10 protein-coding genes are annotated in these 15,782 nt (G+C 61.4%); 6 read left to right on the top strand and 4 right to left on the bottom strand.

The window, feature by feature from the left end:
* Nucleotides 1-70: 70 nt before the first annotated feature.
* From OH764_RS30780 to OH764_RS30770, 3 genes are all read left to right on the top strand, one after another.
* Nucleotides 71-1,699 carry a 3-(methylthio)propionyl-CoA ligase gene (locus tag OH764_RS30780; RefSeq protein ID WP_498849814.1) on the top strand — a complete coding sequence of 543 codons (1,629 nt, stop codon included), beginning with the start codon at nucleotides 71-73 and terminating at the stop codon, nucleotides 1,697-1,699.
* An 82-nt stretch (nucleotides 1,700-1,781) separates the two neighbouring features.
* Nucleotides 1,782-2,927: a porin gene (locus tag OH764_RS30775; protein WP_498849813.1), complete on the top strand. Its 1,146-nt coding sequence runs from the start codon at nucleotides 1,782-1,784 to the stop codon at nucleotides 2,925-2,927.
* 30 nt (nucleotides 2,928-2,957) lie between these two features.
* Entirely contained in the window at nucleotides 2,958-3,335 is a 378-nt protein-coding gene (locus OH764_RS30770; protein ID WP_498849812.1) for a BON domain-containing protein, read from the top strand.
* 123 nt (nucleotides 3,336-3,458) lie between these two features.
* Here OH764_RS30770 and OH764_RS30765 read toward each other — a convergent pair whose 3' ends face one another.
* The 3 genes from OH764_RS30765 to OH764_RS30755 form a co-directional block, all read right to left on the bottom strand.
* On the bottom strand, nucleotides 3,459-3,716 hold the full coding sequence (locus OH764_RS30765) for an RNA recognition motif domain-containing protein (protein ID WP_498849811.1): 258 nt from the start codon (nucleotides 3,714-3,716) through the stop codon (nucleotides 3,459-3,461).
* A gap of 295 nt (nucleotides 3,717-4,011) precedes the next feature.
* Nucleotides 4,012-5,376 (bottom strand): DUF3300 domain-containing protein, encoded by a 1,365-nt coding sequence (locus OH764_RS30760; RefSeq protein WP_498849810.1) that lies wholly within the window; start codon nucleotides 5,374-5,376, stop codon nucleotides 4,012-4,014.
* 127 nt (nucleotides 5,377-5,503) lie between these two features.
* Entirely contained in the window at nucleotides 5,504-5,812 is a 309-nt protein-coding gene (locus OH764_RS30755; RefSeq protein ID WP_498849809.1) for a hypothetical protein, read from the bottom strand.
* Nucleotides 5,813-6,773: 961 nt separating this feature from the next.
* On the opposite strand from OH764_RS30755, the gene OH764_RS30750 reads away from it, so the two are divergent.
* From OH764_RS30750 to OH764_RS30740, 3 genes are all read left to right on the top strand, one after another.
* Nucleotides 6,774-9,170: a phosphoketolase family protein gene (locus OH764_RS30750; RefSeq protein ID WP_498849808.1), complete on the top strand. Its 2,397-nt coding sequence runs from the start codon at nucleotides 6,774-6,776 to the stop codon at nucleotides 9,168-9,170.
* 95 nt (nucleotides 9,171-9,265) lie between these two features.
* Nucleotides 9,266-11,776: a glycogen/starch/alpha-glucan phosphorylase gene (locus OH764_RS30745; RefSeq protein ID WP_498849807.1), complete on the top strand. Its 2,511-nt coding sequence runs from the start codon at nucleotides 9,266-9,268 to the stop codon at nucleotides 11,774-11,776.
* 64 nt (nucleotides 11,777-11,840) lie between these two features.
* On the top strand, nucleotides 11,841-13,853 hold the full coding sequence (locus tag OH764_RS30740) for a glycogen debranching protein (RefSeq protein WP_498849806.1): 2,013 nt from the start codon (nucleotides 11,841-11,843) through the stop codon (nucleotides 13,851-13,853).
* A 132-nt stretch (nucleotides 13,854-13,985) separates the two neighbouring features.
* Here the strand turns inward: OH764_RS30740 and ptsG are convergent, their stop codons facing one another.
* Entirely contained in the window at nucleotides 13,986-15,779 is a 1,794-nt protein-coding gene (ptsG, locus tag OH764_RS30735; RefSeq protein ID WP_498849805.1) for a PTS sugar transporter subunit IIBC, read from the bottom strand.
* Between the last annotated feature and the right edge of the window lie 3 nt (nucleotides 15,780-15,782).

Here is a 15,782-nt window from a genome sequence, read left to right as displayed (position 1 = left end):
ACGACGTATGCCGGTTGTGTAGCAGAGGAACCGGCGCGCGTGCCACTGCAGTAACTCAGGAGAACAAAGAATGCAAGGCTTGATGATGGAGCAACCGCTGCTGGTCGCTTCGCTGCTCGTGCATGCTGAACGCCATCACGGCGCACAGGAAATTGTGTCACGGCGGGTAGAAGGAGACATGCACCGGTACCAGTACCGCGATCTCGCGCAACGCGCGCGCCGTATGGCCAACGCGCTGGCAGGTCTCGGTGTACAGCCGGGCGAGCGCGTCGCGACATTGGCGTGGAACGGCTACCGGCACATGGAGATGTACTTTGCAGCGTCAGGCTCGGGGGCGGTGCTGCATACGCTTAATCCCCGGCTTCACGTCGAGCAACTGGCGTACATCATCGATCATGCGGAAGATCGCGTGGTGTTCTTCGACCTGACGTTTCTGCCGCTGATCGAAAGCGTCGCGTCACGCGTCAAAAGCACGAAGATCTTCGTAGCTATGACCGATCGCGCGAATATGCCGCAGACGCACAGTCTGTCCACGAAGCTGATGTGCTACGAGGACCTGATCGACGCCAATAGCGACGTTTTCGACTGGCCGCTGCTCGACGAGAACAGTGCGTCGTCGCTGTGCTACACGTCCGGCACAACGGGCAATCCGAAAGGTGTGCTGTATAGCCATCGCTCGACCATATTGCACACCTACGCTGCAGCGTTGCCCGATTCGCTGAATTGCTCGGCGCGGGACTCCATCCTGCCGGTCGTGCCGATGTTTCATGTGAATGCGTGGGGACTGCCGTACATCGCTTGCATGGTGGGCGCGAAGCTGGTGTTTCCGGGACCCGCGCTCGACGGCGAATCACTTTATGAGCTGATCGAGACCGAACAGGTGACGTTATCTGCGGGCGTGCCGACCGTCTGGCAAGGACTGCTCGCTCACGTTGACGCGCTCGGGCGACAATTCTCGTCGATGCGGCGCACGGTGATCGGCGGCGCTCCCTGCCCGACCGCTATGTCCGCAGCATTTCAGGAGCGTCATGGTGTCGAGGTGTTGCACGCATGGGGCATGACGGAGTTGAGCCCGGTCGGCACCGTATGCAGTCTCAAGGCGCATCAGCTCACGCTGCCGCAAGCCGATCGTTATGCGGTCCAGGCAAAGCAGGGACGTGCGGTGTTCGGTATCGACATGAAAATCACCGGCCCCGACGGCGAAGAGTTACCCTGGGACAGCAACGCGACTGGCGACCTGCTGGTACGAGGCCCGTGGGTCACGAGGCAATACTTCGGTAGCGGCGATGAGTCGCCGCTGCGTGACGGATGGTTTCCGACCGGCGATGTGGCGAAAATCGATCGCGACGGTTTCATGCAAATCACGGACCGCAGCAAAGACGTCATCAAATCAGGCGGCGAATGGATTAGCTCCGTCGAAATCGAAAACGTCGCATACCTGCATCCCAAAGTTACGGCTGCGGTCTGTATCGGCGCGCGACATTCGAAGTGGGACGAGCGGCCGCTGCTGGTGGTCGTTAAAAAGCCGGGCAGCGCGCTCACCCAGGATGAACTACTGGCGTTCTTTGATGGACGGGTAGCGAAGTGGTGGACGCCCGACGCGGTGGTATTCGTTGACTCGGTTCCATACGGCGCGACCGGCAAAGTGCTCAAGCACCGTTTGCGGGAGCAATTCGCGGATTATTTTTTACCGAACTGACACGCCGGGTTATCAGCGCAGCTTCGTTCGAGCAACAGCAAAAAAAAGCCGGCCATGTCCGGCACAACATTGGAGACACAGAATGAAATTGAAGTTGAGCGGCGCCGCGGCGCTGTTATTGTTCGCGGTTGCCGCCCATGCGCAATCGACGGTTACGCTCTACGGCGTACTCGATAGTGGGCTGCTCTATCAAAGCACTTCGGCGGCGACGTTCCTGCCGACCGCGCGCAACCAGGGGCATGTCTATCAACTGAAGGACGGCGGCATCTATGCGAGCTTTTGGGGCTTGAAGGGAAGCGAAGACATCGGTGGCGGATACAAGATCAACTTCAGGCTGCAGGGCTCGTTCAACAGCTCGAATGGCAAGATGGGGCTGCCTGACACGCCGGGGACCACCGCGATCTTCAATCAGTACGCGATGATTGGCGCGTCCGGGCCGTTCGGCTCATTCGATGCCGGCCGCCAGATCATTCCGATGATCTACGCAATGGCGGAAACCGACGTTCGCGGCGCACAGTATTTCGGGAGTATTCTGACCGCGTGGCTCGGTGTGAATCAGGCGGCGGGCTGGCCCGGCACCAGCACGAACGCGCCGATCGGTGCGCTGTATGACAGCAACGCGTTGGTCTACACGTCGCCGAAATTCTACGGAGCGTCGCTCGCACTCGAATATGCACCGGGAGGCGTCGCGGGCCAGTTTCAGGGCGGCACACGCGAGTCGGCCGTGCTCAAGTATTCGAATTACGGTCTGAATCTATCCGCCGTGTACTACAACGGACACGATACCAATCCGTATCCGCTTACTTATCCCGCAACTCCGGCGGCGGTAGCGACGGGGCAGGCGAACAATCGTTTTTACTACTTTGGCGCGTTGTACACGATCGCACGATTTTCGATTTCAGGCTCGTATGGCGTGGGTAAGAATCCGGCCAGAAGCGACACCGTGAACTTTGAAATGGCATCGGCAGGGCTCGGTTATCAATTCAGCCCGCGATTCAAGGTCACTTCAGGTTTCTACTATCTGAAGGATCGAAACCATTCAGCAAATCATTCGAGCGAATTCTCTTTGGGGGCGGAGTACAACTTGTCCGCTCGGACCAAGGCGTACGCACAGGTCGGCTACGTCGACAACAAAGGGACCATGAACCAGACGATCATCTATGGATCTCCGGTCGCACCGGGGGTGTCCACGACGGCGGCGATGGTCGGCATCCGCCATACGTTCTGATTGCTTCATTCTTATCGACCGGGTAAATCCATGAAATCTATTCGCGTTCTTATAACGGCCGTCGCCACGTTGATCGTTTCGCTTTCCACCAACGCATGGTCACAGGCAAGCGGGATGGCTAGCGCACCTGGAGGGTCGGCGAGTGCAGCATCGAGCAGTGCAGCACCGGCCACGGGCAGAAAAGCGGATCGCGCGCTACGCAGGAAGGTCTATGCCGCGATCGGCAAACACAAGGAGATCCGAGCCGGAGATATCAGCGTCATGGCAAAAGACGGTGCGGTGACATTGAACGGCACGGTTACGGACGCGGCGCAGATCGGCCAGGTCGCAGATATCGCAAAAGCGGTTGACGGGGTCACGTCCGTGACTAACAAGCTGGCCGTGAAGAAGCCATTTGGCGGCATGTAGCCGACGACGGCCTGCACGCCATGATGCATTGGTGCAAGCCGAAGTACCCACCGGCTCAAATGCTGTTCTGGCATTTGCGGGCAGGCCGCACCGCGGCCTGAGCCGAATTGACATACTTGGCGCTTAGCTGTCGTCGCGCTCTGGCATGACCTGCACAACGATGGTCCGATTCTTCCAGAACATGTTGTGGATCCGCGATTGCAGATTCCGCAAAGCGTCCGGAGACGTGTCGTGAAAAGTCACCACGACGGCGGGCCGCGTGCCGGTCCCCTCGACACGCCTGATGGCGTCGAATGACGGGAACCCGTACTTGATGAGAAATTCCCTTATCTCATCGTCCGATGTGTCGTCTTGCACATTGCCTATCCATATGTCTGCCATGATGCCTCGCTCCAATTTCCTGAATTTACCGCTCAGGCGATGATCGTTCCATTCTCGAAGGCGCGCGACTTGCCATCCGGCTTTACGTTGTCGCTTGAATCGTGAAGGCCGCTGCATACCGCGGCAATTGGACCAAAGGCCTACACAACCTGGGTCGTCGGAATGTTGTCGCCGGTAGTCCGACTATCCGCGCGACAATCAGGCGCACAGCGCGCACGCGAGCGCGACGGTGGGCAGCGCTCCCGTGATTGCTTGCAGACAAAATCGTCGTAGTGATGTCATGGATCGACGCCCTCTAGCGTCGGCCACCGCGTGCGCCGCCGCCTCCGCCGGCCCGCATGCCGCCGCCGCCGGTAGGTCGGCTGAAGCCCGAGCCTTGCACGCTGGAGCGTCCACGGTCGGCGCTGCGTTGCGTCGCGCCGCCTGCGCCGACGCCCTGAAAGGCGTTGTCGCGCCCCCCGCTGAAGCCGCCGCTGGCGCCGCCCGCACGGTTGCTGGTGCGTGACAGGTCGCTCGCGCCTGCGCGGTTCGAGGCGCCGCCGCGCTCGCCGGCCGTCGAGCGATCCGCGCTTCCCGCGCGATTTCCCGCGTTTGCGGTCGATCGGTCCGCGACTGCCCCTCGATTATTCGCATTCGACCGATCCGCCGTTCCAGCGCGATCGCCTGCGCCCGAACGGTCGGTGCGCTGGCCTCGGTCCGCCGTGTTGGCGCGCCCGCCGCCCGTCGTATCGCGTCCGCGGAAATCGTTGCGGCCCTCAGCGCCGCCGACGTTGCGCGAGTACTTGTCACGGGTCGCGTTGTCGCGATACGCGACCCCTTGACGATGGCTGCCGTCGTGCTGCCAGCGTCCGCCTTCGACCTTCGTGCGGTCGAAGTTGCGATCGATGTTCGCCGCCTTGTTGACATTGATATTGACGTCGCCGCCGCCCCAGTTGGCATTGCCGAAGATCGCACCGGCGGCGGCGAGCCCGACGCCCCACGCGAAACCCGTTGCCAGCGCCGCACCCGGATAGTAGGCCGGGTAAGGCGGCCAGTAGGTGGGCGGATAGGCCGGATAGCTCCACGAACCGTACACGGCCGTCGGGTTGTACGCGGGCACGTAGATGACCTGCGGATTAGCGGGCTCGATCTTCACGATGGCCTCCCCGCCAGCGGGCGCCGCTTCGACGATCACATTCTGCTGTTCGTTCGACTTGAGGTTGCCCGACTCCTTCGCGCGGGCGCGCAGGCGCTGCACAGCGGCGAGCACGTCTTTCTGCTGCGCGAGGAACGCGTCGCCGAGCTTCTGGGTCCAGTCCAGCTTGTCGCTCATGGGTTCGAGGATTTGTGGGAAGGCCACCATCGATTTCACGCTGACGTCCCACGGCTCGTTCGCGACTGCCTTCACGGCGGCGTCGCCCGTGACTTTCGGATTGCTCTTCACCCAGCGCGCCGCATGCACGATTTCAAGCGGGTAGGTCGACGCCATCAGTACTTGCGACAACACGGAGTCCGGGTAAAGGGCGATCGGCGCGACCAGCGCTTCAATCTCTTCCGGCTTGAAGGGCTCGCGCGGCGGCGCCTGGTCGGTCTGGGCATGCGCGACACCCGCTGCCAGGGTCAGCGCGACGAGCAGCCACAGCCACGGCGCTGTGGCCCATCGACGGTTCCACGAAGACATGGCTGCTCCTTAAAACTAGTAAGTCATACTGAAAACGACGACAAACCGACAACTGGTGAAAAGTACGACGCTTACTTTACGTCCCTTCCGGCGAGGTTCGTCGGCAGGACACTTCATGTGAGTGCGGTCACCGCCCCATTCTCCGGTCGTAGCCGCGCGAAATGCGATCGAGCAGCGTAGGGTTGGGCGTGGGCGAATTGAACTGCACGACGACGCTGCCGTCGGGTTGCTGACGCACGCTCGCCGTCACCGTGCTGCCGTCCAGTTCGCCGACGACGGTGCCGGTGCCGGGATCCTGGACGCTGATCGCGAGACCTTCGTCGCGCATTGCGCCCGCTGCAGCGGAGAACGAGCGGTCGAAGCTGGCCGGGACGGTGACAACGGTGCCGGGCGGCGCGGCGTAATACGGGCAGCCGGTCAATGGCAGGACCAACATGCAGACGCTCAAGAGTACAAAGCGCCTGAAGTTCATATCGGTGCTTCTCGCGGAACCGACTCGACCGGCCTCGTCCCCGCGCTCGTGAGACCGACCCTCACACGACGAAATCATCGCTGTTCCCCCGATTATTCAAGACGCCTTGGAACGCATCACCTGTCGTCCCGTCGTGGGGCCTGCGGCTTGACGTCATCGCACGGCTAACATGAAGTCGACGCCAGCTTAAGGCGGCATTGCGGGGACTATCCGCCGTATCGATCGTCGGGCTCGCGCCACGATATGTCGTCCAGAATGAGCGCCATCGGCAGCGTGACCTTAGCCGAGCGATAACCGGACGCAGGAAGTTGCCGAGGGCGCTCCCGCTTATCGCCCAAACCGGTTGCCACCACCAGCTACGTTCGGGTTCTGTAAATGCCACCACACCACTCAATAGCGGCAGCCACGGGCCAGGCGCAACAACGGTCGACCGCTTCCCGATATGCGCGAGGCGTGCATACGCAGTATGTGCAGCTTATCAGCGCGATGGGCCGCGAACATCGGACCTTGGTCCTACCGATGCGCAGCCCGAGCTCTGCGCGTTTCCCACGCGTTTGTTGGACCAAAGGCCTATTTAAGTTGCCACGCGAGGCTAGTAGGCTCGTTTTGAGATCGTTGCTGCGTCATCTCCTGAGATGCGAAGCGTCGCACAGGTGCGGGCTTCGTATGGTATGCGCCGCTTGTGCGTCGCACCGTTGCATAGCGCTTTGTCACACGATCGGAACTGAATCGCCGCATTGACCTTCCGCACTTTCATCAGGACCTCATAAAGCGCTGTGAAGACTTCAAGTACTTCACAAAAGATAGCGTCAGAGACTGGCTATAGGTGCAGGGCGGCGCGAAAAATCAACGAGACGCGTAGATGCTGTGCCCCATTCGCATTTGCACGCGTCTGGATGAGACCTGCTGTTCAGGAGACTACGTTATGAGGGAGCAATACGCCGCGGGCGCTTCGCAAACGGCTGCCCTCAGTGCAGATGAACTTCGACTGGTCGATGCCTGGTGGCGGGCATGCAATTACCTCTCGGTCGGAATGATCTATCTGATAGATAACCCGTTGCTGAGAGAGCCGTTGAAGGCAGAGCACGTGAAGCAGCGGCTACTGGGGCATTGGGGCGCGAGTCCAGCGCTTTCGTTTGTCTGGGCGCATTTGAACCGGGTGATCAAGCGCGACGACCTCGACGTCATCTTCATGGCCGGCCCCGGGCATGGTGCGCCTGGCGTGCTCGGCCCCGCCTATCTGGAGGGCACGTATTCCGAGGTGTATCCGGACAAGAGCGAAGACGCGGAGGGTATGCAGAAGTTCTTCAAGCAATTCTCGTTTCCGGGCCACATCGGCTCTCATGTCACGCCGGAAACCCCCGGCTCGATCCATGAAGGCGGCGAGCTGGGCTACAGCCTGTCGCATGCATACGGCGCCGCATTCGACAACCCGGATCTCATCGTTGCCTGCGTGGTCGGCGATGGCGAAGCGGAGACCGGCCCGTTAGCCACGGCCTGGCATTCCAACAAGTTCGTCAATCCGGCTCGCGACGGCACCGTGCTGCCGATTCTCAATCTGAATGGCTACAAGATAGCCAACCCGACCGTCCTCGCGCGCGTCAGCCACGAGGAGCTCGAGGCGCTGTTCGTGGGCTATGGCTACAAGCCGTTTTTTGTCGAAGGCTCGGACCATGCAGAGATGCATCAGAAGATGGCCAGCACGCTCGACGCCGTGGTTGCGGAGATTCGCGCTATCCATGACAAGGCGCGCTCAGGTTCGCAGGTCGAGCGACCCCGCTGGCCGATGATCGTGCTGCGCTCGCCGAAAGGGTGGACCGGACCCAAAGAGGTCAACGGGCACAAGGCGGAGGGCTCGTGGCGATCGCATCAGGTGCCATTTTCCGAGGTACGTAGCAATCCCGCGAATCTGGCGCTTCTGGAAAACTGGCTGCGCAGTTACAAGGCCGAGGAGCTGTTTGATCCCGACGGGCGGCTGATTCCTCAACTGCGAGATCTCGCGCCCGTGGGACCACGGCGCATCAGCGCCAATCCGCATGCCAACGGCGGAGTATTGCGCAGGGAACTGAAGCTGCCCGACTTCCGTGCCTACGCGGTGGACGTCAGTCGCGCAGGCAAGGTGCTGTATGAGAACACCCGGCCGCTCGGAGAATTCCTGCGTGACACGATGCGCAAGAACATGACCACCTTCCGCGTGTTCGGCCCTGACGAGACGGCTTCTAACCGGCTCCAATCCATCTATGAAGCCAGCAAGAAGATCTGGATGGCCGATCTGCTGCCGGAGGACGAGGACGGCGGCGAATTGACGCGAGACGGCCGCGTGATGGAAATGCTCTCGGAGCATACGCTGGTGGGATGGCTCGAGGGTTACCTGCTTTCAGGGCGGCACGGTTTCTTCCATACGTACGAGGCATTCGCGCATGTGGTCGATTCGATGTTCAACCAGCATGCCAAATGGCTGGACATCTGCAAGAACCATGTGCCGTGGCGAGCGTCGGTGTCGTCGCAGAACATCCTGTTGTCGTCGACTGTGTGGCGGCAGGATCACAACGGTTTCTCGCATCAGGACCCCGGCTTTATCGACCTCGTGACCAACAAGGCGCCTTCCGTCACGCGGGTTTACCTGCCTCCGGACGCGAATACGCTGCTCGTGGTAGCCGACCAATGTCTGCGCTCGACCGACTGCATCAACGTCATCGTGGCGGACAAGCAGAAGCACTTGCAGTTCACCACGATCGACGAAGCGATCGTGCATTGCGCGAAGGGCCTGGGAGTCTGGCGGCGCGCAAGCAATGACGAGGGCGAAGAGCCTGACGTCGTCATGGCCTCGTGTGGCGATGTCGCCACTCAGGAATCGCTGGCGGCAACGGCAATTTTGCGTGAGCGCTTGCCCGAGCTCAAGCTGCGCTTCGTGAACGTGGTGGACCTGTTCAGGATGCAGCCGGCGAGCGAACACCCGCATGGCTCGACTGCGCGCGAGTTCGATAGTCTGTTCACGGTGAACAAGCCCGTCATCTTCAACTTTCACGGCTACCCGTGGCTGATCCACAAGCTCGCCTATCGTTTCCGCAACCACGAGAATCTGCACGTTCGCGGTTACAAGGAGAAGGGCAACATCAACACGCCTCTCGAACTCGCGATCCTCAATCAGGTGGACCGGTTCAATCTGGTCATCGACGTTCTTGACCGCGTGCCGCGATTGCAGGGCAGGACGGCGCATCTCAGGGAAGACATGAAGAACGCGATCATCAGCAACCTGAACTATGCGCACACGCATGGCATCGACCGCCCCGAGATTACCGACTGGGTCTGGCCAGACTGAGTGTCCCGCAGGGCGAGCGCCGCGCAAAGCTTGGCCGTTCGAATTCGCGATACGAGCGTGCCACACAGAACTGGGCATTGGAAAAGGGTAAGACCATGACCGCCGACTCGACCGTCAACCCGATCGCCAACATGTTCCACAGTGCCGGACTCGCGCGATCAGGAATGGATGCCGACGCGCTGCAACGCGACATCGTCGACAACCTCATCTGCCTGCAGGCACGTTACCCGGCCATTGCGACCCCGCACGACTGGTACATGGCACTGGCGTACAGCGTGCGAGACCGTATGCTGGAACGCTGGGTGGCGACTGTGCAAACTCATGCCGCGCGTGAGGTGAGGGTCGCCTGCTATCTGTCCGCCGAATTTCTGATCGGGCCGCAGCTCGGCAATAACCTGGTCAGCCTCGGCATCGAGGAAAATGCGCGCGCTGCCATGCAGGCACTCGGTCAGGACTTCGACACGATACTCGCGCAGGAGGAAGAACCGGGGCTCGGCAACGGCGGACTCGGCCGGCTCGCAGCCTGTTACCTGGACTCGCTCGCTGCGCTTGAAATCCCCGCGATCGGGTATGGCATCCGCTATGAGTTCGGCATTTTCGATCAGAAGATCCGCGACGCCTGGCAGGTGGAAGTGACCGACAAGTGGCTGCAGATGGGCAATCCGTGGGAGATCGTGCGTCCGGACGTGGCATTCTACGTGGCCTTCGGCGGCTACACCGAGACCGACATCGACGCGCACGGCCGGCTTCGTGTTCGCTGGACACCGGCGAACAAGGTCAAGGGCGTGGCCTACGATATTCCGGTGGCAGGCTTTCACGTCAACACTTGCAACACGTTGAGGCTTTGGAAAAGCGAGGCGGTGGAGTCGTTCGATCTGCAGGACTTCAACGCCGGCGACTATTACCAGGCCGTGCAGGAAAAGGTGATATCCGAAACGCTCTCGAAGGTGCTTTATCCAAACGACGAGCCGGAAGCCGGCAAGCGGTTGCGCCTCGCTCAGCAGTATTTCTTCGTTTCATGCTCGCTACAGGACATGCTGCGGCTGCTCGATCTCAAGGGTGAGCCGACGGAGCGCTTCGCCGACATGTTCGTGGCGCAACTCAACGACACGCATCCGTCCATTGCTGTCGCCGAGTTGATGCGCCTGCTGGTGGACGAACGGCAGGTGCCTTGGGACGAGGCCTGGGACATCACCCAGCGCTCGCTGGCCTATACCAACCACACGCTGCTGCCGGAGGCACTCGAGACCTGGGGGCTGCCGCTGTTTCGAAACCTGTTGCCGCGTCTGCTCGAGATCATCTACGAAATCAACCGCCGTTTTCTCGACGAGGTCCGGCAACGCTATGGCGGCGACGAGGCACGCGTGGCGCGCATGTCGCTGATCGACGAGCGGGGCGACAAGCGGGTGCGCATGGCGCACCTGGCGACCGTCGGCAGTCACGCCGTGAACGGAGTTGCCGCGCTGCATTCCGCGCTCCTCAAACAGACCGTGATGCGGGATTTTGCCGACATGTGGCCCGAACGGTTTTTCAATGTCACCAACGGCGTCACGCCACGCCGCTTCATGCTGCTGTGCAATCCGCAGCTTGCGCGGCTGCTGGATGAAACAGTGGGAAAGGACTGGATCACCGACCCCACACAACTTCGCGGCCTCGAAGCGCATGCCGACGATGCTGCGTTCCAGGAGCGGTGGCGCCGCGTCAAGCTATCGAACAAAGAAGCTCTCACCGCGCGAATCCATAGCACGACGGGCATCGTCGTGAACCCCGGCGCGTTGTTCGATATTCAGGTCAAGCGGATCCATGAATACAAGCGCCAGCATCTAAATGCGCTCTTCATCATCGGGCTTTATCAACGTCTTCGTAACAATCCTCAATTGACGCTTGCACCTCGCTGCTTTGTGTTTGGCGGAAAGGCGGCGCCGGGCTATGCGATGGCCAAGCTGGTCATCCGCCTGATCAACGGCGTGGCAGAAGTGGTCAACAACGACCCGCTCGTGAATGATCGACTGAAAGTCGTGTTCTTTCCCGACTTCAACGTGAAGAACGCACATTTCATCTACCCGGCAGCGGACCTTTCCGAGCAGATTTCGACGGCCGGCAAGGAGGCGTCGGGCACCGGCAACATGAAGTTCATGATGAACGGCGCGTTGACAATCGGAACGCTGGATGGCGCCAACGTCGAGATCCGCGAACAGGTCGGCGAAGAAAACTTCTTTCTTTTCGGTTTGAGCGCGGATCAGGTCGAGCAGGTCAAGCGCGACAGCTATCGCCCTGCCGACTATGCGAACGGCAACGCCGAACTGCGGGAAGTGCTGAAGCTGATCGCCGACGGGCAGTTCTCGCGCGGCGATCGCGAGATGTTCCGGCCGCTGGTCGAGAGTCTGCTGCAATTCGATCCGTTCCTCGTGCTAGCCGACTACGCCGACTACGTGGCGTGTCAGGAGCGCGTGAGCGCCGCCTGGCAGGATGTGCGGCACTGGACCCACATGTCGATCCTCAACACCGCACGCGCCGGCAAGTTCTCGTCGGACCGTGCGATCAACGAGTACTGTAGTCAGATCTGGAACATCCGTCCGGTGAGAATCGACCTTGAGCAACGCTGAGCGCGGCCCGGCGCGGGGCTATCCAATAGGACCAGGATCGCGGTTCCCGCCAGGGGCGACAGTGGTGCCCGAAGGCGTCAACTTTTGTATCTTCGGACGTCATGCCACGCAAGTCGAACTTCTGCTGTACGCGGCCCCGGACAGCCCTGAACCCTTTCAGGTCATTCCGCTCTCGTCCGAGTGCAATCGCACTTTTTTCTACTGGCACGTGCTGGTGTTGGACCTGCCGGTACGCACCTGCTACACATGGCGCCTTGACGGCGTGCAGGACGCGGAACACACGGGCAGAGCTTTCTACCCGCACAAGGAACTTCTCGACCCTCATGCCCGTGCCGTAAGCGATGACCTGTGGAAGCGAACGAGCGCCTCGGCGATACTCGAGACCGGCCACGCTTCGTACCGGGCCATCGTGACGCAGCCTGTACCCGCTGACGCTACGCGGGTCGCCTCCGGGCTGGACGGCGCTGTCATTTATGAGTTGCATGTTGGCGGCTTCACGAGCCATCCGTCGAGCAATGTGACGCACCCCGGAACCTTTGCCGGGTTGATCGAAAAAATACCTTACCTCACGCAGCTGGGCGTGACCCATGTCGAGCTTCTCCCGGTCATGGCCTTCGACGCGCAGGATGTTCCGCCGGCGGCCGCAGCCAGAGGGCTGTGCAACTACTGGGGCTACAGTACGCATAGCTTCTACAGCCCGCATCCGCGTTATTGCGTCGATCCGGCACGCGCTCCGCAGGAGTTCCGCGCGCTCACGGACGCGATGCACGCCGCCGGTATTGGCGTGTTGCTCGACGTGGCCTTCAACCATACGGCGGAGGCGGGCGCATCCGGGCCGGTCATCAATTTCAAGGGCCTTGCCAACGACATTTTCTATCACCTGGACGCTGGCGACCGGCGCCACTACCGGGACTACACTGGCTGCGGGAACACCGTCAATTGCAACCATCCTTTGGTGACCGCGTTCATTGTCCGATGCCTCGAATACTGGGTGCAGGAGCTCGGCGTGGACGGCTTCCGGTTCGATCTGGCGAGCGTGTTTGCACGTGATCAGCATGGCGATCTCCTGGGCGACCCGCCATTGCCCTGGGCGATCGAGTCTTCTCGGGTACTTTCGCGCGTGCCGCTGATCGCCGAAGCGTGGGACGCCGCCGGTCTCTATCAGGTCGGCGCATTCCCCGGCATGGCGTGGGCGGAATGGAACGGGCGCTATCGGGATGTAATCCGCCGTTTCGTGCGCGGTGATCCGGGCATGAGCGGCGTGGTTGCCACCTGCATCGCAGGAAGTGCCGATCTGTATGCTGACGATGGCAGGCTGCCCGCCAACAGCATCAATTTCATCACTTGCCACGACGGCTTCACGCTCAACGATCTCGTCAGCTACAACGCGAAGCACAACGAGGTCAACGGCGAGGAAAACCGCGACGGTAGCAATGACAATCTGTCGTGGAACTGTGGTGCCGAAGGCGAGACGGACGACGCTGGCGTTCGTCGCCTGCGTAACCAGCAGGCGCGTAACCTGATGGCCATTCTGTTTCTGAGCCAGGGCGTGCCCATGATCCTCGCAGGCGACGAACTCCTGCGCACCCAGCGCGGCAATAACAACGGCTATAGCCAGAACAATGTGCTTTCCTGGATCGACTGGCGCTCGATAGAGGCAGAGTCCGGCATGCTGCGTTTCGTGCGTGAACTGATTGCGCTGCGCAAGCGCCACGCGAGTCTGCGTCGCCGACGCTTTCTCACTGGCAGACCGTCGTCCGGCCACGCCGATCCTGACGTTGCCTGGCACGGCGAACGCCTTAACGAGCCACGCTGGCATGATCCTGGAGTTCGGCTGCTCGCCTTCACTCTGGGTGGCGAAGCGTCCGGCGAGTCCGCGTTGCACGTTATGCTGAACATGGACGACTGCGCGCGCCGGTTTGACCTTCCTGTGCTTGACGGGCGACGCTGGTGCCGGGTCATCGATACGGCACAGGAGAGTCCGAACGACATCGTCTCCACCTTGCAACACGCCCCTATCGAGCAGGAGACGAGTTGCGTCGACGCACGCAGCGTCGTGGTGCTCGAAGCGATCTGAGCGGACTTGACGTCACACACTGTGTCGACCCGCGAGGCTGATCTCTCTGAGACGGCATATAGCCGATGCTGGCGACGCACATGCTATCCGTTGCTCGCGGGCCTTTTGCAGCGGTGCTATGCCGCCCGGGACCTATCGCATCGCGCCTGCCAGGTCTGGCGCGTCGAGGCCGACAATCAGATCGAACTCACCGTTGATCAGCGTTTGCGTCGCGGGAACGCCGGCCGCCTTTAGTGCGGCGGTGTCGAGTTGTGAGGCGTCGCGCAACCCGACTCGCAGCCGTGTCGCCGCCAGCGCGTCGAGTTTCTGGATATTGGCGACGCCACCCAACGCTGCGCGGATTTTTTCAACACGCGCCGCTTGTTGCGTCGTGCTGTGCGCCGACGCCTGGGCGCTCCCAATTGCGGACGCAGTCGGCGCGGTGGCCTCGGTGACAGCCGTTCCGTCCGCTGCTGCAAGATCGGCTTCGCTGCCGGCGGTCTTCAGGTATTCCTGCATGTCGGTCTTCATGTTTTCGGACAATGGCCCGAAGATCGCCTGAACCCCGTTGCCGACCCGCACGACGCCCGCGGCGCCCAGCGCCTTGAGTTTGGCCTCATTGACGAGCGCGGGGTCCTTCACCGAGATGCGCAGACGTGTGATGCAGGCGTCGAGGCTGGCGATGTTGGAACGGCCGCCGAAGGCGAGCACCAACTCGCGCGAACGTCCGCCGACGCCAGCGGTGCTAACCTTCGCGGTTTCGACGGTGTCGTCCTCGCGGCCCGGCGTCTTGAGATCGAAGCGGGTGATCACGAAACGGAAAACGCCGTAGTAGATCACCGCGTAGATCGGCCCGAGAATAAAGACGTACGACGCATGAGTCGACTTGTTGCCGATCAGATTGAACATCAGGAAGTCGATGCCGCCCTGCGAGAAGGTGAAGCCCATGCGCATGCCGAGCGTATTGGCCACGAACTGCGCCGAGGCCGCGAGACATGCATGGATCAGGTAGAGCACCGGAGCGACGAACAAAAACGCGAACTCGATCGGCTCGGTGATGCCGGTGAGGAACGAGGTCAGTGCGGCCGAGATCATCATGCCGCCAACGGCGACCTTGTTTTCGGGCTTGGCGCAGTGCCAGATTGCGATCGCCGCCGCCGGCAGGCCGAACATCTTGAACAGGAACGCGCCCGCCAGGATGCCCGCAGTGCGATCGCCCGCAAAGAACCGGGTGATGTCTCCGTGAACCACCTTGCCGGTCGTGGGATCGAGGAAGCTGCCTGCCTCGAAGAAGAACGGCACGTTCCAGATGTGATGCAGGCCGAACGGAATCAGCAGACGCTCGACAAAGCCATAGACGGTTGCCGCAGTGCGCGGGTCGGACACAGCCGCCCACTGCGAAAAGGCCTTGATCGCGCTGCCAATGGGCGGCCACACGACGGACAGGATCGCACCGAGCACGATCGAGCCGATTGCGGTCACGATGGGCACGAAGCGCTTGCCGGCGAAAAATCCCAGGTAGGCCGGGAGCGCGATTCTGTAGTACCGGTTGAACATCCAGGCCGCGAGGCCGCCCGCGAGGATGCCGCCGAACACACCGGTCTGAATCGAGGGAATGCCCATGATCATATCGGGCTCGATGCCTTCCACCTTGGCGATCACGCCCAACGTAGCCGTCATGACGAGATATCCGATCGTTGCCGCGATGCCCGAGACGCCGTCGTTTTCGGTGAAGCCGAGCGCCACGCCAATTGCGAAGATCAGCGGCAGATTGGCAAAAATCACGTCGCCCGCGTTCTTCATCAGGGCGAGCACGATGGCCGGCACGTACCCGTGGAAATCGGTCGCGCCGAGGCCGAGCAACAGGCCGGCCACGGGAAGTACGGCGACCGGCAGCATCAACGACTTGCCGACTTTCTGCAACACTCCGAACGCATGTTTGAACACGGC

It is taken from the genome of Burkholderia sp. M6-3 (genome assembly GCF_050858985.1).
Taxonomy (GTDB): Bacteria; Pseudomonadota; Gammaproteobacteria; order Burkholderiales; family Burkholderiaceae; genus Paraburkholderia; species Paraburkholderia caledonica.
The sequence above is the reverse complement of the archived record's forward strand: the minus strand, read 5'-3'. Positions and strand labels throughout refer to the sequence as shown.

Bases quoted from the DNA above. Each gene is read 5' to 3' on its own strand.
- OH764_RS30780 (WP_498849814.1), top strand. From the start codon at position 71: ATGCAAGGCTTGATGATGGAGCAACCGCTGCTGGTCGCTTCGCTGCTC.
- OH764_RS30775 (WP_498849813.1), top strand. From the start codon at position 1,782: ATGAAATTGAAGTTGAGCGGCGCCGCGGCGCTGTTATTGTTCGCGGTT.
- OH764_RS30770 (WP_498849812.1), top strand. From the start codon at position 2,958: ATGAAATCTATTCGCGTTCTTATAACGGCCGTCGCCACGTTGATCGTT.
- OH764_RS30765 (WP_498849811.1), bottom strand. From the start codon at position 3,716: ATGGCAGACATATGGATAGGCAATGTGCAAGACGACACATCGGACGAT.
- OH764_RS30760 (WP_498849810.1), bottom strand. From the start codon at position 5,376: ATGTCTTCGTGGAACCGTCGATGGGCCACAGCGCCGTGGCTGTGGCTG.
- OH764_RS30755 (WP_498849809.1), bottom strand. From the start codon at position 5,812: ATGTTGGTCCTGCCATTGACCGGCTGCCCGTATTACGCCGCGCCGCCC.
- OH764_RS30750 (WP_498849808.1), top strand. From the start codon at position 6,774: ATGAGGGAGCAATACGCCGCGGGCGCTTCGCAAACGGCTGCCCTCAGT.
- OH764_RS30745 (WP_498849807.1), top strand. From the start codon at position 9,266: ATGACCGCCGACTCGACCGTCAACCCGATCGCCAACATGTTCCACAGT.